We start from the raw sequence: 25,595 nt of genomic DNA on the forward strand, positions 1-25,595 counted from the left end.
TGAAGTTATTCTAGAGTTTATGATTTTTGTTTTCGGAAATACTTTTTAGAGTATTGAAGAATTCCTTCTTATCTGAAAATTCGCTAATATGTTCCTTAATAGCTTCATCTGACCAATTCCACCACTGAGATGCATTTAATAATGTTATTTCTTCCTCTGAAAAGCGATATTTGATAATTTTAGCAGGTGTTCCAGCGACAACAGCATAGTCAGGAATGTCTTTGGTAATAACTGAACCTGCTCCAATAATTGCTCCATTACCTATTGTAACAGATGGAAGTATAGTGACATTAGTTCCTATCCAGACATCGTTGCCAATAATAACTTTTCCATTTTTCTTTTCATCTATTAAGTCCGCCCTATCCTCATTTATAAATCCCCTTGACTTATAGTAAATAAAAGGGTTAGTGGTAATGTGATCGGTTGGATGATTCAGACCAGTAATAGTAACGTTCTGGGCTATTGAGCAAAATGCTCCAATTTCTTTTAAGTTAACGCCTTCGTAAAAGAATTGTTGATATCCATATGTGTACTTTCCTACCGAGAATCCATATTTAGGGTAACTGGCACCAGTACTCATATCTGTCCTCATAGGATCATTTTTAAGCTCTAAACGTTTCTCTAAATGTTTTTTTAAAATACTAGCCATAACTAGCCTCCAATCGTAGACTAAATAGATTATAACATTTTTTCCTCTAAAAACCTTACCTTTTTTAATAAATTCTATAAATTAGAATGATAAAGAACTTATTCTCGGATATTGACAAAGAGTGAGCTAATGAGGTGGCCTAATTCAATGTTAGAGTCTGTTCCCAGTATTTTTTTCCTAAGATAGAGGCAATGTATGAACAAAGAAACATACTTAAAACCTTGTAATAACAAGGTTTTAAGTATGTATAGTAAGTTATGGTAAAATGATATGGAGCCGGTGGGAGTCGAACCCACGTCCAAACATCTGCTAATATATTTGTCTACAACTATAGGTTATGTATTGATTTAACTAGGTGATGACACATAACTCAAGCCCTCACATAGCGAGTCTATAAATCTCTTTTTAACTAACTAGACAGTAGCCAAACGTAGTTTGCTGATAAATAAGACCTTCTAGCAAAACGCAAACAATCTTGTGAAGATCACGCAGGCTGTTTTTTAGGCAGCTAATGCGTAAGAATTTGTATTTTTTGCAGTTATATTTAACTGGCATTTTACATCTGCCGATGAGTCGCGAAATATACCTCATAATGCCTGTCGAATCCGTAACGACCCCAAAAGTAGAATAAAGCATAAAAACTTACCAATATAGTATAACAAATACTATTTAAAATAGCAAAAATTTAACAGTTGTGTTATGATTAAAGCATGAATATGAAATTATCAAAACGTTACCGCTTTTGGCAGAAGGTTATTAAGGCTTTGGGTGTCTTAGCGTTAATAGCGACTCTTGTCTTAGTTGTTTATTTGTACAAACTTGGTATTTTGAATGATAGCAATGAATTAAAAGACCTAGTACACAAGTATGAATTTTGGGGTCCAATGATTTTTATTGTGGCTCAAATTGTACAGATTGTTTTTCCAGTAATTCCTGGAGGTGTTACAACAGTAGCAGGTTTCTTAATTTTTGGTCCTACCTTAGGCTTTATTTATAACTATATTGGGATTATCATCGGAAGTGTCATCCTTTTTTGGTTAGTCAAATTTTATGGACGAAAATTCGTTTTGCTATTTATGGATCAGAAGACATTTGATAAATATGAGTCTAAGCTAGAAACATCCGGATATGAAAAGTTTTTTATCTTTTGTATGGCATCTCCCATTTCACCAGCGGACATCATGGTGATGATTACCGGTCTATCTAATATGTCTATTAAGCGCTTTGTGACAATCATTATGATAACGAAACCTATTTCTATCATCGGTTATAGCTATTTGTGGATTTATGGCGGTGATATTTTGAAAAATTTTTTGAATTAAAAATAAAAAAAGGTTGGAGATATATCTCCAATCTTTTTATTGTATATTAAGTTTGTACTTAATAATAGAGTGTGTCAACATATAGAATATAGCAATTTCAACAATGCTAACAAGTATATTGTAGAGCAATACAGGTTGAGAGAATGTTGCATTTGCATGAGAGTTGAATAAATCAATATGAAAAATACTATCTATTATTAATGTTAAGAAAGTAATTAAGAGTGATATTCCAAAATAAGAAACAATTCCCATCAATACACGTTTGTTTGTAAATAATTGCCCTACAGCGATAGAGAGATAAATCAGTAATGTCCCTGCAACGTACGATAGAAAGAAATAGGCGATAAAAAGTGGAGCGTTCGAAGATGAAATAATTTTATAGATTTCTGGAAAAGCGACAACGAACTGACCAATACCTACTAAAGGTAATATGACCAATATGATTCCAATAATGACAATAAAAATATTAAAAATACTCCAAAGAAGAGAAGCTAGTAGCTTTGAACAAATAATCTGATTCGTAGTTACTGGGAGCGTTAAGGTTAGATATCCTTGACGGCCGAAGATATTGCTATAAAAACGTTTGATAATAATAGCAAGGGTGGATAACAGAGATCCTGAAATAACCATCGCTAACAATAAAACGAGTATTATAGTGAATATTTGGGCGCTAGTACTATTAGTATCAGTAGAAAAATTGCCGCCAAGTGCCTTTAATACCAGTCCTAAAATAATAGATACTAATAAAACCGCAGCGTTGAGTGTTAGATACCACTTACCAACTGATTTTAATTCATATTTTAATAATTTTCCAAACATATCAATCTCCTTTATTTCTTGAATCTTTCACGAAAGAGAGCATCAATCGAACAGTTGTGCTCTTCTCTTAAGTCATCAGCATTGCCTTGTAGGTCAATTTCTCCTTCTTTAAGGAAGATAACTTCATCAAGGATAGGTTCAATGTCAGAAATTAAGTGAGTCGAAATTAAAACAGAAGCATCATTAGAGTAGTTGCTAATGATTGTTTTTAAAATGTAGTCACGCGCTGCAGGGTCTACACCACCAATAGGTTCATCAAGGATGTAGAGCCTAGCTTTACGACTCATAACAAGTATTAATTGAACTTTTTCCTTGTTCCCTTTTGATAGGTTTTTTAGACGTTCCCTAGGATTTAGGTTAAGATCCTCAAATAGTTGATATGCTACCTTTGAATCAAAATCGTTATAGAAATCTTCAAATAATGTAACGACGTCTTTGATTTTCATATTTTCTTGTAAATATGAAGTATCAGGGAGATATGAAATAATTTTTTTGGTTTCAACAGACGGTCTGTAACCATCAATAACGATATCTCCCTTATCTGGCTGAAGTAATCCATTTATCATTTTGATGATTGTTGTTTTTCCGCTACCATTTGGACCTAATAAACCTATAATCTTTCCTGTTGGAATACTTACAGTCACATCATTAACAGCAGTATGTTTGTGATATTTCTTTGTAACATGATGAAGTTGTAATAACTGTGTCATTTAATTAATCTCCTTTATAAAATGATCGAGAGCAACCGTAATTTCATCTAATTTATATCCTATTTTTTTCATGTTGTTGACAAAAGTTGCTAACTCTGCTTTTGCAACTTGTTGACGAATTTTACCAATTAGTAAGTTGTCTTCTGTAACAAAGCGTCCGGAAGTACGTTGTGAGAATACCATTCCTTCACGTTCCAATTCAGTGAAGGCACGTTGCATGGTATTTGGGTTAACACCAGCTTCTTGAGCTAACTCTCTCACGGTAGGCAATTGGTCACCACTTTTTATTTCTTGACTAACAATTTGCATCTTTATATGTTCAGCAATTTGTGAATAAATAGGTGATTTTTCATTGAATTCCCAAGCCATAGATAACTCCTTTCATAATCTTGTACTTTTTGTACTATAAAAATAGTACAAAAAAATATTTGAAATGTCAAGGAATTATCATTGAGACTTTAATCGTTTATTGTTTCATAGTATAATAGTAAAAAATCGTAAAAAGGGGCTACTATGTTTGCACAACTTGATACAAGAACCGTTTATTCTTTTATGGATAGCTTGGTTGATTTAAAGACATATGTCTCTAAATCGAAATCATTAGGATATCAAACTATTGGTATCTTGGACCACAGTAATCTTTATGCAGCATATCATTTTATTCAAGAGGCGCAAAAGGCAAACCTAAGACCAATAGTTGGATTTAGCTTTGATATAGTGGTTGAAAATAGATCAATAGAAGTTTACTGTATTGCGATAAATACAGTTGGTTATAAGAATCTCTTGAAGTTGTCAACGGCTCAAATGTCTGAGAAGATGTCTCTAAATTTATTGACAGAACATCTTGAAGGGGTGCAATTGATTCTTCCCTATCAAGATGTTCTTGATCAGCTCAATTTACCCTTTGATTATGTTATTGGTGTTAATTTGACCTCTCCGCAGATTCCATATACCAAACCCATTATAGCCATAGATACTGTTCGATATTTTCAAAAAAATGATATTGAGACATTACAGATGCTTCATGCTATAAGAGATAATGTCCTGTTAAAAGACGCACAATATGCGAGCAAAAATCAAGAATTAAAACCTTGTCAAGAAATGACTCTAGCATTCAAGGAACGTTTTCCTGAAGCTTTAGCTAACCTAGAATCTTTGGTAGAGAATGTTGCTTATCACTTTGATTCTGACTTTAAGTTACCTATTTTTAATAGAGAAATTCCTGCTGGAGAAGAATTAAGAACCTTAACTCAAAATAACTTAAAAAGTAAAGGTTTATGGAGCGATGCTTATCAAGAGCGTCTCGAAAAAGAATTAACAATCATTCACAAAATGGGCTTTGATGACTATTTCCTTATTGTGTGGGATTTATTAAGATTTGGTCGTAGTAAGGGCTACTATATGGGAATGGGACGTGGTTCAGCAGCGGGAAGTTTAGTCTCATATGCTTTAAATATTACCGGTATCGATCCTGTCAAACATAATTTAATTTTTGAACGTTTTTTAAATGAAGAGCGTTATTCGATGCCAGATATTGATATTGATCTTCCGGATATTTATCGTGGAGAATTCTTGCGCTATGTACGTAATCGATATGGTTCAATGCATTCTGCACAGATTGTAACCTTCTCAACTTTTGGTGCGAAACAGGCTATTCGAGATGTTTTTAAACGCTTTGGTGCATCAGAGTATGAGTTAACAAACATAACTAAAAAAATTCATTTCAGAGATAATTTGACCAGTGTTTATAACCGCAACTTAGCTTTCAGACAAATAATAGATAGTAAAATTGAATACCAAAAAGCCTATGATATTGCTAAGCGTATTGAAGGAAATCCTAGACAGACTTCTATTCATGCCGCTGGGGTAGTAATGAGTGACGATTTGTTAACAGATCATATTCCTTTAAAAAACGGTGAGGATATGATGATAACGCAATATGATGCTAGTTCTGTTGAGGATAATGGTCTTCTAAAAATGGACTTTCTAGGTCTTCGAAATTTGACATTTGTTCAGAAAATGAAGGAGAAAGTCGATAAGGACTACGGTATCTCTATACAATTAGAAACTATTGATTTAGAAGATAAAGAGACTCTAAAACTATTTGCAGCTGGTCAAACAAAGGGGATTTTTCAATTTGAGCAAAGTGGAGCTATTAATTTGTTGCGACGTATTAGGCCAGAGTGTTTTGAAGATGTGGTAGCTACCACCAGCTTGAATAGGCCTGGTGCAAGTGATTATACTGAGAATTTTATAAACCGTCGTTTTGGTAAAGAAAAAATCGATTTAGTAGATCCTGTCATAGCTCCAATTTTACAACCTACCTATGGCATAATGCTCTATCAAGAACAGGTTATGCAGATTGCCCAGACCTACGCAGGTTTTACGCTAGGCAAGTCTGATTTGCTCAGACGTGCTATGTCTAAGAAAAATTCTAAGGAGATGCAAAAGATGTCTCAATCCTTCTTAGAGGGTGCAGTATCTAAGGGACATCGTCAAGAAGATGCTCGACTTATATTTGAACGCATGGCTAAATTTGCAGGTTATGGGTTTAATCGCAGCCATGCGTTTGCTTATTCGGCTTTAGCTTTTCAATTAGCCTATTTCAAAGCCCATTATTCCGATGTCTTTTATGACATCATGATAAATTATTCAAATAGTGATTATCTAATCGATGCTATTGATTTTGGTTTTGTTATTGAAAAACCTTCAATTAATACTATTTCATACAGAGACCGCATCTATAAAAAGAAAATTTATTTAGGTTTAAAAAATATTAAGGGTGTTCCTAACGATTTGGCTTATTGGATTTCTAAAAATCAACCGTTTCAGAGTATTGAAGATTTTCTAATGAGGCTGCCACAGCAGTTTCAAAAAAGTGGTTTTATTTCTCCGCTAATTGCTATTGGAGCATTTGACGAATTTGATAATAATAGACGGAAAATCACCTCTAATCTTGATTCTTTATTTACATTTGTAAATGAACTAGGTAGTTTATTTGCAGATACCTCATATCATTGGCTAGAAGTAGAAGATTTCTCTAATTCTGAGAAATATGAAATGGAACAAGATATCTTAGGAGTAGGAATCAGCCCGCACCCTTTAGTGGGGATTTCACAAAAAGCTAGCCGTCCGTTTATACCAATTAGTCAAGTTCAAGAAAATAGCGAAGCTACTATTTTAGTTCAGCTAAAGCAGGTCAAAGTTATTAGGACAAAAAGTTCTGGGCAACAAATGGCTTTCTTGACTGTTATGGATATTAATTCAAAAATGGATATTACTGTTTTTCCTGAAACTTTCAATATTGTAAGAGATGATTTACAAGAAGGGAAATATTATTACTTGCATGGAAAAATTCAGAAGCGAGATGAGCGATTACAGATGGTTTTAAACGGTGTTCAAGAAGCAACGGAGGAACGTTTTTGGATACTTCTAAAAAATCATGATAACGACAAAAAAATATCGGAAATATTGTCCAAATACAAAGGGCATATTCCTGTCTATTTGCATTATGAAACAACTAAAGAAACTATCCAAAGCAAAGTACATTTGGTTAGAAAAGATAGTGGCTTAGCCCTTGATTTATCTGAATTTGTTGTGAAAACGGTTTATCAATAAAATTGCATATAAAGTGCAGAAATTTACAAATTAATATGCTATAATTAAATCGTTAAATTAATAAAAGGAGTACCAATTAAATGAAACGTATTGCTGTTTTAACTAGTGGTGGTGACGCCCCTGGTATGAACGCTGCTATCCGTGCAGTTGTTCGTAAAGCAATTTCTGAAGGTATGGAAGTTTACGGCATCAACCAAGGTTACTATGGTATGGTGACAGGGGATATTTTCCCTTTGGATGCTAATTCTGTTGGGGATACTATCAACCGTGGAGGAACGTTTTTACGTTCAGCACGTTATCCTGAATTTGCTGAACTTGAAGGTCAGCTTAAAGGGATTGAACAGCTTAAAAAACACGGTATTGAAGGTGTAGTAGTTATCGGTGGTGATGGTTCTTATCATGGTGCTATGCGTCTAACTGAGCACGGTTTCCCAGCTGTTGGTTTGCCGGGTACAATTGATAACGATATCGTTGGCACTGACTATACTATTGGTTTTGACACAGCAGTTGCGACAGCAGTTGAGAATCTTGACCGTCTTCGTGATACATCAGCAAGTCATAACCGTACTTTTGTTGTTGAGGTTATGGGAAGAAATGCAGGAGATATCGCTCTTTGGTCAGGTATCGCTGCAGGTGCAGATCAAATTATTGTTCCTGAAGAAGAGTTCAATATTGATGAAGTTGTCTCAAATGTTAGAGCTGGCTATGCAGCTGGTAAACATCACCAAATCATCGTCCTTGCAGAAGGTGTTATGAGTGGTGATGAGTTTGCAAAAACAATGAAAGCAGCAGGAGACGATAGCGATCTTCGTGTGACGAATTTAGGACATCTGCTCCGTGGTGGTAGTCCGACGGCTCGTGATCGTGTCTTAGCATCTCGTATGGGAGCGTACGCTGTTCAATTGTTGAAAGAAGGTCGTGGTGGTTTAGCCGTTGGTGTCCACAACGAAGAAATGGTTGAAAGTCCAATTTTAGGTTTAGCAGAAGAAGGTGCTTTGTTCAGCTTGACTGATGAAGGAAAAATCGTTGTTAATAATCCGCATAAAGCGGACCTTCGCTTGGCAGCACTTAATCGTGACCTTGCCAACCAAAGTAGTAAATAAGAATTTGTCAATTTGACACTTTAAATAAAAAGGAGCTCATAAATTATTATGAATAAACGCGTAAAAATCGTTGCAACACTTGGTCCTGCGGTTGAATTCCGTGGTGGTAAGAAGTTTGGTGAGTCTGGATACTGGGGTGAAAGCCTTGACGTAGAAGCTTCAGCAGAAAAAATTGCTCAATTGATTAAAGAAGGTGCTAACGTTTTCCGTTTCAACTTCTCACATGGAGATCATGCTGAGCAAGGAGCTCGTATGGCTACTGTTCGTAAAGCAGAAGAGATTGCAGGACAAAAAGTTGGCTTCCTCCTTGATACTAAAGGACCTGAAATTCGTACAGAACTTTTTGAAGATGGTGCAGATTTCCATTCATATACAACAGGTACAAAATTACGTGTTGCTACTAAGCAAGGTATCAAATCAACTCCAGAAGTGATTGCATTGAATGTTGCTGGTGGACTTGACATCTTTGATGACGTTGAAGTTGGTAAGCAAATCCTTGTTGATGATGGTAAACTAGGTCTTACTGTGTTTGCAAAAGATAAAGACACTCGTGAATTTGAAGTAGTTGTTGAGAATGATGGCCTTATTGGTAAACAAAAAGGTGTAAACATCCCTTATACTAAAATTCCTTTCCCAGCACTTGCAGAACGCGATAATGCTGATATCCGTTTTGGACTTGAGCAAGGACTTAACTTTATTGCTATCTCATTTGTACGTACTGCTAAAGATGTTAATGAAGTTCGTGCTATTTGTGAAGAAACTGGCAATGGACACGTTAAGTTGTTTGCTAAAATTGAAAATCAACAAGGTATCGATAATATTGATGAGATTATCGAAGCAGCAGATGGTATTATGATTGCTCGTGGTGATATGGGTATCGAAGTTCCATTTGAAATGGTTCCAGTTTACCAAAAAATGATCATTACTAAAGTTAATGCAGCTGGTAAAGCAGTTATTACAGCAACAAATATGCTTGAAACAATGACTGATAAACCACGTGCGACTCGTTCAGAAGTATCTGATGTCTTCAATGCTGTTATTGATGGTACTGATGCTACAATGCTTTCAGGTGAGTCAGCTAATGGTAAATACCCAGTTGAGTCAGTTCGTACAATGGCTACTATTGATAAAAATGCTCAAACATTACTCAATGAGTATGGTCGCTTAGACTCATCTGCATTCCCACGTAATAACAAAACTGATGTTATTGCATCTGCGGTTAAAGATGCAACACACTCAATGGATATCAAACTTGTTGTAACAATTACTGAAACAGGTAATACAGCTCGTGCCATTTCTAAATTCCGTCCAGATGCAGACATTTTGGCTGTTACATTTGATGAAAAAGTACAACGTTCATTGATGATTAACTGGGGTGTTATCCCTGTCCTTGCAGACAAACCAGCATCTACAGATGATATGTTTGAGGTTGCAGAACGTGTAGCACTTGAAGCAGGATTTGTTGAATCAGGCGATAATATCGTTATCGTTGCAGGTGTTCCTGTAGGTACAGGTGGAACTAACACAATGCGTGTTCGTACTGTTAAATAATTTTTGAATTCAAACCTATTATTTAAGAATACCTTAAATAATGGGTTTTTTATATGTTTTGCTTTTTATTATTCGATTATTGTGACTAGAATAGGATATGATATTAATAATTACCCTCCTTTTTTTATCTATGAAAACATGATATAATGGAAAAAAGATTAGGAGTAGTTATGGTTAAACGCGATTTTATTAGAAATATTATTTTAGCATTGATTGCTGTATTGATTTTGATTCTCTTGAGATATTTTGTTTTTGCAACCTTTAAAGTACATAAGGATGCTACAAATTCTTATTTTAGCAACGGAGATGTTGTTGTTGTTAATCGTAATAGGACGCCTAAGTACAAAGACTTTATTGTCTATAAGGTTGGAAAGATTTTCTATATTAGTCGTGTTATTGGTGAGCCAAATCAAAAAGTGAGAGTAATGGATGATATTTTATATTTGAATGATGTTTTCAAGGATGAGCCTTACATTGAAAAAATGAAAAATGCTTATTCTGAAAAGAAAGACGGTCAAATGCCCTTTACTTCCGACTTCTCAGTTGAAACATTAACACGAAATAAAGAAAGCAGAGTTCCTAAGGGTTCTTATCTTGTGTTAAATGATAATCGACAAAATAAAAATGATAGTCGAAAATTTGGATTAATCAAAGAGAAAGATATTCGTGGTGTTATTACCTTTAAAGTATACCCTCTAAGTGAATTTGGTTTTACAGCTTCAGAGTAGTAAAAGAATGGTATTATTTGATACCATTCTTTTTATGTAATAAAATGGCTAAGAAATATATTTTTTTAAGATAGATAGAATTTTTGATAGCGTTTATCTCGTTATCACAGAAAATCAAAAAGACTATACCAATTTTTTTTATTGACAAACAAAAACATTAATTATATACTGTTTTTGTTACTTTTTAACGGTATATATTAATATATACCAATTCAAAAAGAAAGTTTAGATAGAAAGTATAAGAGAAAGCTCTTATTGGTAATAATAATATGTGTGGTATCGTAGGTGTAGTTGGAAATACAAATGCAACGGATATTTTAATTCAAGGCTTAGAAAAGCTAGAGTACCGAGGATATGACTCAGCAGGTATTTTTGTAGTAGGTGATAACAAAAGTCAACTTGTGAAGTCAGTCGGTCGAATCGCGGAGATTCAGGCAAAAGTAGGAGATTCTGTTAGTGGTACGACAGGTATCGGTCATACACGTTGGGCAACCCATGGTAAACCTACTGAAGGAAATGCACATCCTCACACTTCAGGATCTGGTCGTTTTGTATTGGTACACAATGGTGTTATTGAAAATTACCTTCAAATTAAAGAAACTTACTTAACAAAACATAACCTCAAGGGTGAAACTGATACAGAAATAGCTATTCATTTAGTTGAACACTTTGTTGAAGAAGATAACTTATCAGTGCTTGAAGCCTTTAAAAAAGCCTTACATATTATAGAAGGATCATACGCATTTGCTCTTATTGATTCTCAAGATGCTGATACGATTTACGTAGCTAAAAATAAATCACCTCTTCTAATAGGTTTGGGAAATGGTTATAATATGGTGTGTTCAGATGCCATGGCTATGATACGTGAGACAAGTGAATATATGGAAATCCACGATAAAGAACTCGTTATTGTTAAAAAAGATAGCGTTGAAGTTCAAGATTATGATGGTAATGTCATTGAACGTGGTAGCTACACAGCAGAGCTTGACTTATCAGATATTGGTAAGGGGACTTATCCATTCTACATGCTTAAAGAAATTGATGAGCAACCAACTGTGATGCGTAAGTTGATTTCAACTTATGCGAACGAATCTGGAGATATGAATGTGGATTCTGATATTATAAAATCAGTCCAAGAAGCAGATCGTCTTTACATATTGGCTGCAGGAACGTCATATCATGCTGGTTTTGCTGCTAAGACCATGATCGAAAAATTAACTGATACACCTGTTGAACTTGGAGTTTCTTCAGAATGGGGTTACAACATGCCACTTTTGAGTAAGAAGCCAATGTTTATTTTACTTAGTCAATCGGGAGAAACAGCAGATAGTAGACAAGTTTTAGTTAAAGCAAACGAAATGGGAATCCCTAGTTTAACTATAACAAATGTGCCTGGCTCAACACTTTCTCGTGAAGCAACCTATACGATGCTCATTCATGCAGGACCTGAAATCGCTGTTGCTTCTACAAAAGCATATACTGCTCAAGTTGCAACGTTAGCTTTCTTAGCAAAAGCGGTAGGAGAAGCAAATGGTAAGGCAGAAGCAAAAGATTTTGATTTGGTTCATGAATTGTCAATTGTAGCACAATCAATTGAAGCGACCTTATCAGAAAAAGATGTTATCTCTGAGAAGGTAGAGCAGTTGTTAATCTCGACACGTAATGCCTTCTACATTGGTCGTGGTAACGACTATTATGTTACAATGGAGGCTGCACTGAAGCTAAAAGAGATTTCTTATATTCAGACAGAAGGTTTTGCTGCAGGTGAATTAAAACATGGTACAATTTCGTTGATTGAAGACAATACTCCTGTTATTGCTTTAATATCTGCTGATTCAACTATTGCAGCGCATACTCGTGGAAATATCCAAGAAGTTGTTTCTCGCGGAGCAAATGCTTTGATTATTGTAGAAGAAGGGTTGGAACGTGAAGGTGATGATATTATTGTTAATAAAGTTCACCCATTCTTATCAGCCATTTCAATGGTTATTCCGACTCAATTAATTGCTTACTATGCTTCATTACAACGTGGCTTAGATGTTGATAAACCACGTAATTTGGCAAAAGCTGTAACTGTTGAATAGACTCGTTACACTAAAATACGCTAATATTAACTACAAAATATTAAAAATTGTAAAAAAGCCTATTTTTGAAGGAAAATAGGCTTTTTCCTATTGTCAAGAAGCCTATAATCAGTTAGAATGTTACTTGCTGACTATTTTATTAATTAATTTAAGGAGAGAAAAATGTCATTACCAAATTGCCCTAAGTGTAACTCTGAATATGTCTATGAAGACGGTATTTTACTGGTTTGTCCAGAATGTGCTTACGAGTGGAATCCAGAAGAAATCGAAGAAGAAGTAGGTTTAATTGTATTGGATAGCAATGGAACGCGCTTATCAGATGGAGATACTGTGACAGTTATTAAGGATTTAAAAGTAAAAGGAGCGCCTAAGGATATTAAGCAAGGCACTCGTGTTAAAAATATTCGTTTAGTTGATGGCGATCATAATATCGATTGTAAAATTGATGGTTTTGGAGCTATGAAACTAAAATCTGAGTTTGTAAAAAAATAGCTTTCAGGCAATTGGCAACGGTCAATTGCTTTTTGAATATGACTTGATTTCATGCATTTTTATTAAAAAAGCTCTATGACATTGGTTTGAATTTTGATATAATGAGAACATCTATTTTTTATTTAGGGGGGACCATGTCTTATATTTTAGAAATCTTACCTAGCTTATTAGTAGGTGCGCAAGTGACATTGCAAGTTTTCTTTATTGTTATTTGTTTATCAATTCCACTTGGTATTGTTGTAGCCTTCCTAATGAAAGTTCATTTTAAGCCGCTTCAATGGCTACTGACAACTTATATTTGGATTATGCGAGGCACGCCTCTGTTATTACAGCTTATCTTTTTTTATTACTTTTTACCAAGTGTAGGGATTTCTTTTGATCGTATGCCAGCTGCGATTATTGCTTTTACGATGAATTATGCAGCTTATTTTGCAGAGATTTTTCGAGGAGGTATTGAGTCTATTCCTAAAGGGCAATATGAAGCTGCAAAGGTATTAAAGTTTTCTAAGTTTCAAACGGTTTGGTACATAGTATTACCTCAAGTCTTCAAAATAGTCTTACCGAGTGTTTTCAATGAAACGATTACTTTAGTGAAAGATTCCTCATTGGTTTACATACTTGGTGTGGGCGACTTACTTCTAGAAAGTAAGACAGCCGCAAATAGGGATGCAACACTTGCACCAATGTTTATAGCAGGTGGTATTTACCTATTATTAATTGGTCTTTTAACTATTTTATCTAAACAAGTTGAAAAGCGTTTTAACTACTATAAATAAGGAGGGACGATGTTAGAATTAAAAAATATTTCTAAATGCTATGGGCAAAAAGAAATCTTTAAAGATTTCAATCTGACTGTAGAAGAAGGTAAAATTCTCTCTTTAGTAGGACCTTCTGGAGGTGGAAAAACAACACTATTACGTATGTTAGCTGGATTGGAAAAGATTGATTCAGGGACTATTGTTCACGATGGTAAAGAAGTATCTGTTGATCATTTGGAAACACTAAATCTTTTAGGATTCGTCTTCCAAGACTTTCAATTATTCCCACATTTAACAGTATTAGATAATTTGATCCTCTCTCCTGTTAAAACGATGGGATTATCAAAAGAACTTGCTAAAGAAAAAGCCTTAGTATTACTTGAACGCTTGGGACTTAAAGACCATGCTTTAGTCTATCCATTTTCATTATCTGGGGGGCAAAAGCAACGTGTCGCACTAGCTCGTGCGATGATGATTGATCCACAGATTATTGGTTATGATGAGCCAACTAGCGCTCTTGATCCAGAGTTGCGTCAAGAAGTAGAAAAACTAATTTTACAAAATAGAGAAACAGGTATGACACAAATTGTAGTAACACATGATCTTCAATTTGCTGAAAGTATATCTGATACGATTCTCAAAATTAATCCTAAGTAGACTTGGGGGTAGATTGTTGACTCACAAAAATATATTATTAACCATTATATTTGGATTATTTATGATTATATTATCAGCATGTGGTATGTCTAATAAGGAAATGGCTGGTATTGATAATTGGGAACATTATCAAAAGGAAAAGAAAATTACTATTGGATTTGATAATACTTTTGTTCCTATGGGATTTGAAAGTCGTTCTGGTGACTATACCGGCTTTGATATTGATTTAGCTAATGCTGTTTTTAAAGAATACGGTATTTCAGTGAAATGGCAGCCTATTAACTGGGATATGAAAGAAACTGAACTTAATAATGGTAATATAGACCTTATTTGGAATGGTTATTCAAAAACGGCAGAACGTGCTAAAAAAGTCGCTTTTACAAACCCATATATGAATAATCATCAAGTAATTGTTACTAAAACTTCATCACATATTAATAGTATTAAGGATATGAAGGGGAAAAAACTAGGAGCCCAGTCGGGTTCATCTGGTTTTGATGCTTTTAACGCTAAACCTGATATTTTAAAAAAGTTTGTAAAAGGAAAAGAAGCAGTTCAATACGATACTTTCACTCAGGCTTTGATTGATTTAAAAAATAACCGTATTGATGGTCTTTTGATTGATGAAGTTTATGCTAACTATTATTTAAAGCAAGAAGGAAATATAAAAGCTTATTATTTTGTTAAAACTGCTTATCAAGGAGAAAATTTTGTAGTAGGAGCTCGTAAAGTTGATCGTAGACTAATTGAAAAGATTAACAAAGCTTTCAAACAGCTTCATAATAAGGGGAGATTTCAAAAAATCTCTTACAAATGGTTTGGTGAAGATGTTTATAGTAAAGAATAAAAGACTAGGAATTTCTCCTAGTCTTTTATTCTACGAAAAAATTAAATAAAAAACATCGATATATCCGATGTTTTTTATTTAATTAACCAAGTTTAGTTGCAAGACGTGCTTTATCGCGGCTTGCTTTGTTTGTGTGAATTAAACCTTTAGAAGCAGCTTTGTCGATGCTTGAAGAAGCAGCGCGGTAAAGTTCTTCTGAAGGGTTAGCTTCAAATGCTTTAATAGCAGTACGCATAGCTGATTTTTGTGCTGAGTTTTTTTCGTTTTGTTTAACGTTAAGTTCAGCGCGTTTGATAGCTGATTTAATATTTGCCAATGTTTTCACCTCCATATTAATCTAACTATATAAGTATATCTAATTAAGTGATTTTTGGCAACCCTTTATCACTTTTTGAGATAAATTTCATCAATTTTATGATGTTTCCCTTTATGAATAATAAAATCAGCCCTATTTCTGGTTGGTTCTATATATTTTTCAAGGTTGACTAAATTAATAGTTTTCCAAATATCTTTAGCTAGTTCCATAGCTTTATGTGGCGGTATTTGTGTGAATTTATGATAGTAATTACTAGGGTCTGCTTCGGCTAATTGTAGAAGACTGTTAAATCGTTGTAAATACCATTCTTCAATTTGTTTATTTTCAGCATCAATGTATATTGAAAAATCAAAATAATCATTCATGTAAAGTCGATGGTTTTGTTGGTTTTGAAAGACATTTATTCCTTCTAAAATTAAAAAATCTGGTGTTTCAATAGTTTGCAATTGATTTGGAACGATATCGTAGATTTCATGAGAATAAATTGGGATTTTCGCGGTTATACCGTTCTTTATAGTATCTAAGAAATTTAGAAGTGACTCCATATCATAGGATTCCGGGAAACCTTTACGGTTTAAAATTCCATTTTGTATGAGTTTCTCGTTAGGATATAAAAAGCCATCAGTAGTGACTAATTCGACGTGACTATCTTTAAAAGTTCGTGAAATTAGTAATTGTAGTAAGCGACTGGTAGTTGATTTTCCAACAGCAACTGACCCTGATATGCCGATAATAAAAGGACGTTGATAATTTTCCTTTTTAAGAAATATTGCTTTAGAAAAAGATAAATTTTCTTGACTACGTTTATAGATTTGAATAAGGTTAATTAAAGGAAGGTAGATGTCAATAACATCTTGAATATTAATATTATCGTTTAAGCTTTTGATAGATTCAAGCTCTTTTTCAGTTAGTAAAGCTTGGGATTGCTGATGTAAGTCCTTCCAATTTTCTCTGGAAATACGGTCGAAATTAATAAATTCATTATTCATGTCAAACTCCTATATGAAAGCTATTATAACATTTTATTGAGTGATTGAAAACCGTTTCAAAATATGGTAAAATAATATGGCGAAATTGGAGGGTTAGAATTATTTATGGCTAATATGTATTATACAGAGAATCCTAATGTTGAACATGATATTCATGAGCTAAATGTCAAATTATTAGGAGAATCATTCAGTTTTTTAACTGATGCAGGAGTTTTCTCTAAAAGAATGATAGATTATGGTAGTCAAGTCCTTCTAAATAGTTTACATTTTGAAAAAAATAAATCCTTGTTAGACCTTGGGTGTGGATACGGTCCGCTGGGAATTTCTCTAGCCAAAGTGCAAGGAGTTAAAGCAACTATGGTTGACATTAATACGAGAGCATTGGAATTAGCTAAGAAAAATGCAACACGCAATGGAGTAGTAGTTGAAGTCTTTCAGTCAAACATTTATGAAAATATTTCTAAAACTTTCGACTATATTATAAGCAACCCACCTATTCGTGCTGGAAAGCAAGTTGTTCATTCTATTATCGAAGAAAGTATCTGTTACCTTAATACAGGCGGTAGCCTTACCATTGTCATTCAAAAGAAACAAGGCGCTCCAAGTGCAAAAGCTAAAATGCTAGATACTTTTGGTAATTGCGATATTTTAAAAAAAGATAAGGGATATTATATATTGAGAAGTGAAAAAGTCTAAATGATATCCCTAAAGCGTAAAAATAATAAATAGTTCGGATAATAACTATCGTATTATTTTTTGGAAAGGTTTTCTCTAAAAATGTTTTCTTTAAATTCCGTATAAGATAAAAAGAATTCTGCTTTTTATTCTGAAAATTATAAAAAACTACTTACATTATCTAAAAAAAATGGTAAAATAGATTCAGCTAAAATACCAAGACTAATGAAACTACAAGACTTGGTTACTCAATAATAAATACTTCTGTGTTTGATAAGAAGATAATAAACGTGTTCTAAAAATTTTGCCAGTAAACATTATGAAGCGAAAGGTGCAGCTACTAAGAATGGGAAATATAGAGTTGAAAAAATTGGCTGTAAAAGCGAGTGAAAATGCATACGTTCCTTACTCGAAATTTCCAGTAGGCGCAGCATTGCGTACAGCAGAAGGAAAAATATTTACAGGATGTAACGTTGAAAATATCAGTTATGGATTAGCAAACTGTGCTGAGCGTACTGCAATTTTTAAAGCTGTTTCAGAAGGTTATAAAGATTTTTCGGAAATTGCTATTTATGGAAATACTGAAGAACCAATTTCTCCTTGCGGTGCATGCCGTCAAGTGATGGTGGAATTTTTTAATAAGAATGCTAAAGTTACATTGATTGCTAAAAATGGTAAGACGGTCGAGACGACGGTCGGTGAGTTGTTACCATACTCGTTTGTTGATTTAAAATAATTTAAATCAGTTGCTCTTTTAAGCATTTAGCTTAAATATTAAGTTTTTTAGGAGGGTTCATTTCATGAACAAAAAAATTGCCGGGATCGGCTTGGCTTCGATTGCAGTACTTAGTTTAGCTGCATGTGGACATCGTGGTGCTTCTAAATCTGGTGGTAAATCAGATAGCTTGAAGGTTGCAATGGTAACAGATACCGGTGGTGTTGATGATAAATCATTTAACCAATCTGGTTGGGAAGGTATGCAAGCTTGGGGCAAGAAGAATGGCCTTAAAAAAGGAGCTGGTTTTGACTATTTCCAATCGGCAAGTGAATCTGATTATGCAACTAACTTAGATACAGCTGTGTCTAGTGGTTATAAATTGATTTTCGGTATTGGATTTTCTCTTCATGATGCTATTGATAAAGCAGCAGACAATAACAAAGATGTTAATTACGTCATCGTTGATGATGTTATTAAAGGGAAAGATAATGTTGCAAGTGTTGTCTTTGCGGATAATGAATCAGCTTACTTAGCAGGTATTGCAGCCGCTAAAACTACCAAAACAAAAACAGTTGGCTTTGTAGGTGGTATGGAATCTGAGGTTATTACCCGTTTTGAAAAAGGTTTTGAAGCAGGTGTCAAATCAGTTGATAAATCAATTAAAATTAAAGTTGACTATGCTGGTTCATTCGGTGATGCTGCTAAGGGTAAGACAATTGCAGCCGCACAATATGCTTCTGGCGCAGATATTGTTTATCAAGTAGCTGGTGGAACTGGTGCAGGTGTATTCAGTGAAGCAAAATCACGCAATGAATCTTTAAAAGAAGCTGACAAAGTTTGGGTATTAGGTGTAGACCGTGACCAAGCAGCAGAAGGTAAGTATACTTCTAAAGATGGTAAGGCTTCTAACTTTGTTTTGGCTTCATCAATTAAAGAAGTTGGAAAATCAGTTGAATTGATTGCTACTAAAACAAGTAAAGGTAAATTCCCAGGTGGTAATGTAACAACTTATGGTTTGAAGGATGGTGGAGTTGATATAGCAACTACAAACCTTTCAGATGACGCCGTTAAAGCGATTAAAGAGGCTAAAGCTAAAATTATTTCAGGAGATATCAAAGTTCCTAGCAAATAATATCTTTAAGAACTTTCAAAAAAGCGATTAGAAATCGCTTTTTTGAAGCTGAGATAAACTTATATCTCAGTAAAATCCATCAGTCGTTAACGATTGGTGGATTTTACTGAACTATAAATGAATTTTTCTGAAAGGGAGAACCACATGACACAGAATGTCATTGAAATGAAAGAAATCACTAAGAAATTCGGTGATTTTGTGGCAAATGATCATATCAATTTGACGGTTGAAAAAGGTGAGATACATGCTCTGCTTGGCGAAAACGGTGCAGGGAAATCAACTTTAATGAACATGTTAGCAGGTTTACTAGAACCAACAGACGGTCAAATTTTTATTAATGGTCAGCCTGTAACTATTGATTCACCTTCCAAATCGTCACAATTGGGGATTGGTATGGTACATCAGCATTTCATGCTTGTTGAAGCATTTACTGTAGCTGAAAATATTGTTCTAGGAAATGAAACCACCCAAAATGGTGTTTTAGACATTAAGACAGCAGCTAAAGAAATAAAGGAACTATCAGAGAAATATGGTTTGTCAGTAAATCCAAATGCTAAAATATCTGATATTTCTGTAGGAGCACAGCAGCGTGTTGAAATTTTGAAGACACTTTATCGCGGTGCAGATATTTTAATTTTTGATGAGCCGACGGCGGTGCTTACACCATCAGAAATAAAAGAATTGATGACAATTATGAAGAGCCTTGTTAAAGAAGGCAAATCCATTATACTAATTACCCATAAATTGGATGAAATTCGGGCAGTTGCTGATAAAGTTACTGTGATTCGCCGTGGTAAAAGTATTGAAACAGTCCCTGTTGCAGGCGCAAGTTCTCAACAACTGGCGGAAATGATGGTTGGACGATCTGTTTCCTTCAGAACTGAAAAAAAGGAAGCTAATCCGACTGACATAATCCTTTCTGTAAAGGATTTAGTTGTAGAAGAAAATAGAGGCGGCGTTCTAGCTGTTAAAAATCTGTCGTTAGATGTTCGAGCAGGTGAAATTGTAGGTATAGCTGGTATTGATGGTAATGGACAAAGTGAATTAATTCAAGCTATTACAGGTTTAAGAAAGGTAACTTCTGGTCAAATTGTAATTAAAGGTAAAGATGTCACAAAATTTTCAAGTCGACAAATTACAGAATTAAGTGTAGGTCATGTTCCAGAAGATCGTCATAGAGATGGTTTGGTTCTAGATATGACGATGGCAGAAAATTTAGCTTTACAAACTTATTATAAAGAGCCATTGAGTCATAAAGGTATCCTTAATTTTGCTAAAATTAAAGAGTATGCTCGTCAATTAATGACAGAATTTGATGTGCGTGGTGCTGGTGAACATGTTTTAGCAAGAGGATTTTCTGGTGGTAACCAACAAAAAGCAATTATTGCTCGTGAAGTGGATCGCGATCCAGACCTACTCATTGTTAGCCAACCGACTCGTGGTCTAGATGTTGGTGCTATCGAGTATATTCATAAACGTTTGATTGAAGAGCGCGATAAAGGGAAAGCGGTCTTAGTAGTTAGCTTTGAGTTAGATGAAATCTTAAACTTATCAGATCGTATTGCAGTTATTCATGATGGTAAAATTCAAGGAATTGTTAAACCCGACCAAACCAACAAGCAAGAATTGGGTATTTTGATGGCTGGTGGAAAAATTGAAAAGGAGGAGAGAGATGTCTAAGAAGGCGCAAAAAATTGCAGTTCCTCTGATTTCAGTTGTACTAGGAATCATTCTAGGAGCTATTATTATGCTGATATTTGGTTATGATCCACTTTGGGGTTATGAGGGATTGTTCCAAACAGCATTCGGTAGTATAAAAAATATTGGTGAAATTTTCCGTGCAATGGGACCATTAATTTTAATTGCTCTAGGTTTCTCAGTTGCCAGTCGTGCAGGTTTCTTTAATATTGGACTTCCAGGGCAAGCCTTATCAGGATGGATTGCCGCAGGTTGGTTCGCTCTTTCACACCCAGATATGCCACGTCCAGCAATGATTCTTTGTACTATTATTATTGGTATCGTTGCTGGGGGAATCACTGGAGCTATTCCAGGTATTCTCAGAGCATACCTTGGAACAAGTGAAGTTATTGTAACTATTATGATGAACTATATTGTTCTTTATTCAGGAAATGCTATTGTACAACGTGTTTTCCCAAAAAGCATTATGCGTACAAGTGACTCGAGTGTATATGTTTCTGCCAATGCATCATACCAGACAGATTGGTTATCTAGTTTAACGAATAATTCACGTATCAATATTGGTATCTTCATTGCTATTATTGCAGTTGTGTTAGTTTGGTTCCTATTAAATAAAACAACGCTTGGATTTGAAATTCGTTCAGTTGGTTTAAATCCAAATGCTAGTGAGTACGCTGGTATGTCTGCAAAGCGTACAATTATTCTATCAATGATTATTTCTGGAGCTTTTGCAGGACTTGGTGGTGTTGTTGAAGGACTAGGTACATTTGAGAATGTATTTGTACAGCCATCCTCGTTAGCTATTGGCTTTGACGGTATGGCAGTAAGTCTACTCGCAGCGAATAGTCCAATAGGTATTTTATTTGCAGCATTTCTATTTGGTGTTCTAAGTGTTGGTGCGCCTGGTATGAACATTGCAGGTATTCCACCTGAGTTAATTAAAGTTGTAACAGCTTCAATCATCTTCTTCGTAGGTGTCCATTACATTATTGAGTATGTTATTAAACCTAAAAAACAAATGAAAGGTGGTAAGTAAATTGAGTTTAACAACGATTTTTGCATTGCTATTTTCATCAATGCTAATTTACGCAACACCTCTTATCTTTACAAGTATTGGGGGAACCTTCTCTGAACGTGGTGGTATCGTCAACGTTGGTTTAGAAGGAATTATGGTAATTGGAGCTTTCTCAGGCGTTGTATTTAATTTAGAGTTTGCTTCTGTTTTTGGTGATGCGACTCCATGGATTTCTGTACTAGTTGGTGGTTTAGTTGGTTTAATTTTTTCTGTTATCCATGCAGTTGCGACAGTTAATTTTCGTGCAGATCATATTATCAGCGGAACCGTTCTTAATTTAATGGCACCTTCATTAGCTGTTTTCTTGATTAAGGTTCTTTATAATAAAGGTCAAACTGATAATATTCAAGAATCATTTGGAAAATTTAATTTCCCTATACTATCAGATATTCCTTTTGTTGGTGATATCTTCTTTAAAGGAACAAGCTTAGTCGGTTATATTGCTATTCTTTTCTCATTCCTTGCTTGGTTTATTCTATATAAAACTCGCTTTGGATTAAGATTACGCTCAGTTGGAGAACATCCTCAAGCAGCAGACACCTTAGGTATTAATGTTTATCTTATGCGTTACTCTGGTGTCTTGATTTCAGGTTTCCTTGGTGGAATAGGAGGAGCTGTATATGCTCAATCTATTTCTGTTAACTTTGCAGCGACAACTATATTAGGACCGGGCTTTATCTCCTTAGCGGCGATGATTTTTGGTAAGTGGAATCCAATTGGTGCAATGCTTGCTAGTCTATTCTTTGGTTTATCGCAAAGTTTAGCAGTTATCGGTAGCCATTTACCACTTTTGAGCAATATTCCAACAGTTTATCTACAAATTGCTCCATATGTCCTCACTATCATTGTATTAGCAGTTTTCTTTGGACAAGCAGTAGCTCCTAAGGCGGATGGTATTAATTATATTAAAACGAAATAAATAAAAAGAAACTAGTATAAGCTAGTTTCTTTTTATTGTTTGTGAATTTGTGAAAAAATACTTTGTGAAAATTTCACATAAATTATAATACAATAACAATAAAATATAAAAAAATAGAAAATTGAGTCATTATTCTAGTAAGAGTTTGTGAATAATGTTATAATGTGTTTTGTTATTAATTATTTATAAAGGAGAACTCTTAATATGAGTAAAATCGTTGTCGTAGGGACAAACCACGCTGGTACAGCAGCAATTAAAACAATGCTTAGTAATTATGGTGAAGCCAATGAAATTGTAACATTTGATCAAAATTCCAATATCTCTTTCTTAGGATGTGGTATGGCTCTTTGGATTGGTGAACAGATTGATGGTCCAGAAGGATTGTTCTACTCTGATAAAGAGCAGTTGGAAAGTATGGGAGCTAAGGTTTACATGAACTCTCCAGTACTTAATATTGACTACGATAAAAAAGAAGTTACAGCTTTAGTAGATGGAAAAGAACATGTTGAAAGTTATGAAAAACTTATTTTAGCAACTGGTTCACAACCTATCATTCCACCAATTAAAGGTGTTGAAATTCAAGAAGGATCTCGTGAATTTAAAGCTACTCTTGAAAACCTTCAATTTGTGAAACTTTATCAAAATTCAGAAGAAGTTATTGAAAAGTTAGCTAAACCTGGTATCAATCGTGTTGCTGTTGTTGGGGCTGGGTATATTGGTGTAGAATTAGCAGAAGCTTTCCAACGTATTGGAAAAGAAGTAACACTTGTTGATGTTGCTGATACTTGTATGGGTGGTTACTATGATCGTGACTTTACTGATATGATGAGTAAAAACCTTGAAGACCATGGTATTCGTCTTGCTTTCGGACAAGCTGTTCAAGCAGTTGAAGGTGATGGTAAAGTAGAACGTCTTGTTACTGATAAAGAAACATTTGATGTTGATATGGTGATCTTAGCTGTTGGATTCCGTCCAAATACAGAACTCGGTGCAGGTAAATTAGATACATTCCGTAATGGCGCTTGGGTAGTTGATAAGAAGCAAGAAACAAGCGTGAAAGATGTTTATGCTATAGGTGATTGTGCGACAATTTGGGATAATTCTCGTGATGATATCAATTATATTGCTCTTGCTTCAAACGCCGTTCGTACTGGTATTGTAGCAGCTCACAATGCATGTGGTACAGAGCTTGAAGGTGCTGGTGTCCAAGGGTCAAATGGTATCTCAATCTATGGCCTTAACATGGTGTCAACTGGTTTGACTTTAGAAAAAGCAAAACAAGCTGGGTACAATGCAGTTGAAACAGGCTTTAATGACCTTCAAAAACCAGAATTTATCAAACACAATAATCATGAAGTAGCTATTAAGATTGTCTATGATAAAGATAGCCGAGTTATCCTTGGTTGCCAAATGGTCTCACACGAAGATGTATCTATGGGAATTCATATGTTCTCACTTGCTATTCAAGAAAAAGTTACTATTGAAAAGCTTGCTTTGACCGATATCTTCTTCTTACCACATTTTAATAAGCCATATAACTATATTACAATGGCTGCATTAGGCGCTAAAGATTAATTTAAAATTAAAAAGGTTAAGCGAAATGCTTAGCCTTTTATTTCATCCTTTAACAAGGTCAAAAATGTAACGGCAAAGAAAAAGCTAAGATATTCCTATCCTAGCTTTTTTTCAACTATGTTAGTTTTTTGATGCTTCTTGGAATTCTGGGTTTTTCCAAGCTTCGTCAATAATATCTTTTAATTGTTCAGCTGAGGCTTGCATTTTTTGAAGTTCAGCATCATTTAATGGGATATTAACTGGACGAACGATACCATGTGCACCTACGATTGCAGGCTGACCGATAAAGACATCTTTAACATCACCGTATTGGCCTTCTTGATATACAGATAATGGAAGAACTGCATTTTCATCATCAAGGATAGCTTTAGTAATACGAGCAAGTGCGACAGCAATACCGTAATATGTAGCACCTTTTTTGTTGATGATTGAGTATGCAGCGTCACGAACTGAAATAAACAAATCAACAAGTCCTTGTTCATCAATATCGCGATTTTCTTGTAACCATTGTTCAAGTTGGACACCAGCAACGTTAGCATGTGACCAAACGGCAAATTCTGAGTCACCGTGTTCACCCATGATGTATGCGTGAACTGAACGAGCATCAACACCAATTTTATCTGCTAAAGCTTGACGGAAACGTGCAGAGTCAAGTGAAGTACCTGAACCAATAACGCGTTCCTTAGGGAAACCTGAGAATTTCCAAGTTGAATATGTAAGTACATCTACAGGGTTAGCCGCTACTAAGAAGATACCGTTGAAACCTGATTCAACAACTTGAGTTACGATTGATTTGTTAATTGCTAAGTTTTTACCAACAAGGTCAAGTCGAGTTTCACCTGGTTTTTGAGGTGCGCCAGCAGTAATGACAACAAGGTCAGCATCTGCGCAGTCTGCATAAGTAGCTGCGTAGATTTTTTTAGGTGATGTAAATGCAAGGGCATGTGAAAGATCTTCAGCATCACCAACAGCTTTATCAAATAAAGCTGGGATTTCAATGATACCTAACTCTTGCGCAATACCTTGGTTAACAAGTGCAAAAGCGTAAGAAGAACCTACGGCACCATCACCAACGAGAATAACTTTTTTATGTTGTTTAGTTGCAGTCATTTCTAAACATCTCCTTAAATATTTTTGGGAAGTTTCCCATACACCTATAT

General features: G+C 34.8%; 24 protein-coding genes and 1 other RNA gene. 17 read left to right on the forward strand and 8 right to left on the reverse strand.

From position 1 onward, the window contains the following. Positions 1–10 precede the first annotated feature (10 nt). Together EGX96_RS10070 and ssrA are read right to left on the reverse strand one after the other, a co-directional pair. Positions 11–649, reverse strand: a complete 639-nt coding sequence (locus EGX96_RS10070) for a CatB-related O-acetyltransferase (protein ID WP_000146565.1) — start codon at positions 647–649, stop codon at positions 11–13. A 268-nt stretch (positions 650–917) separates the two neighbouring features. Beyond that, positions 918–1,267, reverse strand: a transfer-messenger RNA (tmRNA) gene (gene ssrA / locus EGX96_RS10075). Positions 1,268–1,359: 92 nt separating this feature from the next. On the opposite strand from ssrA, the gene EGX96_RS10080 reads away from it, so the two are divergent. Next, positions 1,360–1,971 (forward strand): TVP38/TMEM64 family protein, encoded by a 612-nt coding sequence (locus EGX96_RS10080; protein ID WP_001056394.1) that lies wholly within the window; start codon positions 1,360–1,362, stop codon positions 1,969–1,971. A gap of 36 nt (positions 1,972–2,007) precedes the next feature. On the opposite strand, the gene EGX96_RS10085 is transcribed toward EGX96_RS10080, so the two are convergent. From EGX96_RS10085 to EGX96_RS10095, 3 genes are read right to left on the reverse strand one after another with little or no spacing between them, the layout of a single operon-like run. Further along, positions 2,008–2,790, reverse strand: coding sequence for a hypothetical protein (locus EGX96_RS10085; RefSeq protein ID WP_000467138.1), 783 nt, complete (start codon positions 2,788–2,790; stop codon positions 2,008–2,010). Positions 2,791–2,801: 11 nt separating this feature from the next. Beyond that, entirely contained in the window at positions 2,802–3,500 is a 699-nt protein-coding gene (locus EGX96_RS10090) for an ABC transporter ATP-binding protein (RefSeq protein ID WP_000192686.1), read from the reverse strand. Then, positions 3,501–3,869, reverse strand: a complete 369-nt coding sequence (locus EGX96_RS10095) for a GntR family transcriptional regulator (protein WP_000312256.1) — start codon at positions 3,867–3,869, stop codon at positions 3,501–3,503. Positions 3,870–4,013: 144 nt separating this feature from the next. Here EGX96_RS10095 and EGX96_RS10100 point away from each other — a divergent pair, with 144 nt between their 5' ends. The 9 genes from EGX96_RS10100 to EGX96_RS10145 all read left to right on the forward strand — a co-directional run bounded on the left by EGX96_RS10100 (position 4,014) and on the right by EGX96_RS10145 (position 15,338). Continuing rightward, positions 4,014–7,118, forward strand: coding sequence for a DNA polymerase III subunit alpha (locus EGX96_RS10100; RefSeq protein WP_000457960.1), 3,105 nt, complete (start codon positions 4,014–4,016; stop codon positions 7,116–7,118). An 80-nt stretch (positions 7,119–7,198) separates the two neighbouring features. Further along, complete coding sequence (gene pfkA, locus EGX96_RS10105) at positions 7,199–8,221, forward strand: 6-phosphofructokinase (RefSeq protein ID WP_000820831.1); 1,023 nt, start codon at positions 7,199–7,201, stop codon at positions 8,219–8,221. A 48-nt stretch (positions 8,222–8,269) separates the two neighbouring features. Further along, the gene (gene pyk / locus EGX96_RS10110) at positions 8,270–9,772 is read left to right on the forward strand and encodes a pyruvate kinase (protein WP_001042781.1); all 1,503 of its coding nucleotides are present in this window, start codon (positions 8,270–8,272) and stop codon (positions 9,770–9,772) included. A gap of 170 nt (positions 9,773–9,942) precedes the next feature. After that, complete coding sequence (gene lepB / locus EGX96_RS10115) at positions 9,943–10,500, forward strand: signal peptidase I (protein ID WP_000240773.1); 558 nt, start codon at positions 9,943–9,945, stop codon at positions 10,498–10,500. A gap of 269 nt (positions 10,501–10,769) precedes the next feature. Continuing rightward, a complete protein-coding gene (glmS, locus tag EGX96_RS10125; protein ID WP_000334314.1) occupies positions 10,770–12,584 on the forward strand; it encodes a glutamine--fructose-6-phosphate transaminase (isomerizing) in 1,815 nt (604 codons plus the stop codon). A gap of 162 nt (positions 12,585–12,746) precedes the next feature. Further along, complete coding sequence (locus EGX96_RS10130; RefSeq protein ID WP_000056777.1) at positions 12,747–13,076, forward strand: zinc ribbon domain-containing protein YjdM; 330 nt, start codon at positions 12,747–12,749, stop codon at positions 13,074–13,076. A gap of 134 nt (positions 13,077–13,210) precedes the next feature. After that, positions 13,211–13,852, forward strand: coding sequence for an amino acid ABC transporter permease (locus tag EGX96_RS10135; protein WP_000120401.1), 642 nt, complete (start codon positions 13,211–13,213; stop codon positions 13,850–13,852). Positions 13,853–13,861: 9 nt separating this feature from the next. Next, a complete protein-coding gene (locus EGX96_RS10140) occupies positions 13,862–14,491 on the forward strand; it encodes an amino acid ABC transporter ATP-binding protein (protein ID WP_000891276.1) in 630 nt (209 codons plus the stop codon). A gap of 13 nt (positions 14,492–14,504) precedes the next feature. Further along, positions 14,505–15,338, forward strand: a complete 834-nt coding sequence (locus EGX96_RS10145) for an amino acid ABC transporter substrate-binding protein (RefSeq protein WP_000955380.1) — start codon at positions 14,505–14,507, stop codon at positions 15,336–15,338. Positions 15,339–15,420: 82 nt separating this feature from the next. Here EGX96_RS10145 and rpsT read toward each other — a convergent pair whose 3' ends face one another. Continuing rightward, on the reverse strand, positions 15,421–15,669 hold the full coding sequence (gene rpsT / locus EGX96_RS10150) for a 30S ribosomal protein S20 (RefSeq protein ID WP_001872296.1): 249 nt from the start codon (positions 15,667–15,669) through the stop codon (positions 15,421–15,423). Positions 15,670–15,722: 53 nt separating this feature from the next. Then, a complete protein-coding gene (coaA, locus tag EGX96_RS10155; RefSeq protein ID WP_001058331.1) occupies positions 15,723–16,643 on the reverse strand; it encodes a type I pantothenate kinase in 921 nt (306 codons plus the stop codon). 105 nt (positions 16,644–16,748) lie between these two features. On the opposite strand from coaA, the gene EGX96_RS10160 reads away from it, so the two are divergent. From EGX96_RS10160 to nox, 7 genes are all read left to right on the forward strand, one after another. Next, positions 16,749–17,339 carry a class I SAM-dependent methyltransferase gene (locus tag EGX96_RS10160; protein WP_000002661.1) on the forward strand — a complete coding sequence of 197 codons (591 nt, stop codon included), beginning with the start codon at positions 16,749–16,751 and terminating at the stop codon, positions 17,337–17,339. Positions 17,340–17,664: 325 nt separating this feature from the next. Continuing rightward, positions 17,665–18,054, forward strand: coding sequence for a cytidine deaminase (locus tag EGX96_RS10165; protein WP_000526762.1), 390 nt, complete (start codon positions 17,665–17,667; stop codon positions 18,052–18,054). A 64-nt stretch (positions 18,055–18,118) separates the two neighbouring features. Beyond that, positions 18,119–19,168 (forward strand): BMP family lipoprotein, encoded by a 1,050-nt coding sequence (locus EGX96_RS10170; RefSeq protein WP_001034779.1) that lies wholly within the window; start codon positions 18,119–18,121, stop codon positions 19,166–19,168. Between the two features lie 144 nt (positions 19,169–19,312). Then, positions 19,313–20,848: an ABC transporter ATP-binding protein gene (locus tag EGX96_RS10175; RefSeq protein ID WP_000193235.1), complete on the forward strand. Its 1,536-nt coding sequence runs from the start codon at positions 19,313–19,315 to the stop codon at positions 20,846–20,848. After that, positions 20,841–21,902 carry an ABC transporter permease gene (locus EGX96_RS10180; RefSeq protein ID WP_000036988.1) on the forward strand — a complete coding sequence of 354 codons (1,062 nt, stop codon included), beginning with the start codon at positions 20,841–20,843 and terminating at the stop codon, positions 21,900–21,902. Before EGX96_RS10175 ends, EGX96_RS10180 begins: the two co-directional genes overlap by 8 nt. A 1-nt stretch (position 21,903) precedes the next feature. Next, positions 21,904–22,860 (forward strand): ABC transporter permease, encoded by a 957-nt coding sequence (locus EGX96_RS10185; protein WP_123957844.1) that lies wholly within the window; start codon positions 21,904–21,906, stop codon positions 22,858–22,860. Between the two features lie 204 nt (positions 22,861–23,064). Further along, positions 23,065–24,435, forward strand: a complete 1,371-nt coding sequence (gene nox / locus EGX96_RS10190) for a H2O-forming NADH oxidase (protein WP_000036813.1) — start codon at positions 23,065–23,067, stop codon at positions 24,433–24,435. A 120-nt stretch (positions 24,436–24,555) separates the two neighbouring features. Here the strand turns inward: nox and EGX96_RS10195 are convergent, their stop codons facing one another. Continuing rightward, complete coding sequence (locus EGX96_RS10195) at positions 24,556–25,545, reverse strand: L-lactate dehydrogenase (RefSeq protein WP_000127487.1); 990 nt, start codon at positions 25,543–25,545, stop codon at positions 24,556–24,558. Positions 25,546–25,595: the final 50 nt, after the last annotated feature.

Source organism: Streptococcus sp. FDAARGOS_520, from assembly GCF_003812685.1.
Lineage (GTDB): Bacteria > Bacillota > Bacilli > Lactobacillales > Streptococcaceae > Streptococcus > Streptococcus agalactiae.

Bases quoted from the DNA above. Each gene is read 5' to 3' on its own strand.
- EGX96_RS10070 (WP_000146565.1), bottom strand. From the start codon at position 649: ATGGCTAGTATTTTAAAAAAACATTTAGAGAAACGTTTAGAGCTTAAA.
- EGX96_RS10080 (WP_001056394.1), top strand. From the start codon at position 1,360: ATGAATATGAAATTATCAAAACGTTACCGCTTTTGGCAGAAGGTTATT.
- EGX96_RS10085 (WP_000467138.1), bottom strand. From the start codon at position 2,790: ATGTTTGGAAAATTATTAAAATATGAATTAAAATCAGTTGGTAAGTGG.
- EGX96_RS10090 (WP_000192686.1), bottom strand. From the start codon at position 3,500: ATGACACAGTTATTACAACTTCATCATGTTACAAAGAAATATCACAAA.
- EGX96_RS10095 (WP_000312256.1), bottom strand. From the start codon at position 3,869: ATGGCTTGGGAATTCAATGAAAAATCACCTATTTATTCACAAATTGCT.
- EGX96_RS10100 (WP_000457960.1), top strand. From the start codon at position 4,014: ATGTTTGCACAACTTGATACAAGAACCGTTTATTCTTTTATGGATAGC.
- pfkA (WP_000820831.1), top strand. From the start codon at position 7,199: ATGAAACGTATTGCTGTTTTAACTAGTGGTGGTGACGCCCCTGGTATG.
- pyk (WP_001042781.1), top strand. From the start codon at position 8,270: ATGAATAAACGCGTAAAAATCGTTGCAACACTTGGTCCTGCGGTTGAA.
- lepB (WP_000240773.1), top strand. From the start codon at position 9,943: ATGGTTAAACGCGATTTTATTAGAAATATTATTTTAGCATTGATTGCT.
- glmS (WP_000334314.1), top strand. From the start codon at position 10,770: ATGTGTGGTATCGTAGGTGTAGTTGGAAATACAAATGCAACGGATATT.
- EGX96_RS10130 (WP_000056777.1), top strand. From the start codon at position 12,747: ATGTCATTACCAAATTGCCCTAAGTGTAACTCTGAATATGTCTATGAA.
- EGX96_RS10135 (WP_000120401.1), top strand. From the start codon at position 13,211: ATGTCTTATATTTTAGAAATCTTACCTAGCTTATTAGTAGGTGCGCAA.
- EGX96_RS10140 (WP_000891276.1), top strand. From the start codon at position 13,862: ATGTTAGAATTAAAAAATATTTCTAAATGCTATGGGCAAAAAGAAATC.
- rpsT (WP_001872296.1), bottom strand. From the start codon at position 15,669: ATGGAGGTGAAAACATTGGCAAATATTAAATCAGCTATCAAACGCGCT.
- coaA (WP_001058331.1), bottom strand. From the start codon at position 16,643: ATGAATAATGAATTTATTAATTTCGACCGTATTTCCAGAGAAAATTGG.
- EGX96_RS10160 (WP_000002661.1), top strand. From the start codon at position 16,749: ATGGCTAATATGTATTATACAGAGAATCCTAATGTTGAACATGATATT.
- EGX96_RS10165 (WP_000526762.1), top strand. From the start codon at position 17,665: ATGGGAAATATAGAGTTGAAAAAATTGGCTGTAAAAGCGAGTGAAAAT.
- EGX96_RS10170 (WP_001034779.1), top strand. From the start codon at position 18,119: ATGAACAAAAAAATTGCCGGGATCGGCTTGGCTTCGATTGCAGTACTT.
- EGX96_RS10175 (WP_000193235.1), top strand. From the start codon at position 19,313: ATGACACAGAATGTCATTGAAATGAAAGAAATCACTAAGAAATTCGGT.
- EGX96_RS10180 (WP_000036988.1), top strand. From the start codon at position 20,841: ATGTCTAAGAAGGCGCAAAAAATTGCAGTTCCTCTGATTTCAGTTGTA.
- nox (WP_000036813.1), top strand. From the start codon at position 23,065: ATGAGTAAAATCGTTGTCGTAGGGACAAACCACGCTGGTACAGCAGCA.
- EGX96_RS10195 (WP_000127487.1), bottom strand. From the start codon at position 25,545: ATGACTGCAACTAAACAACATAAAAAAGTTATTCTCGTTGGTGATGGT.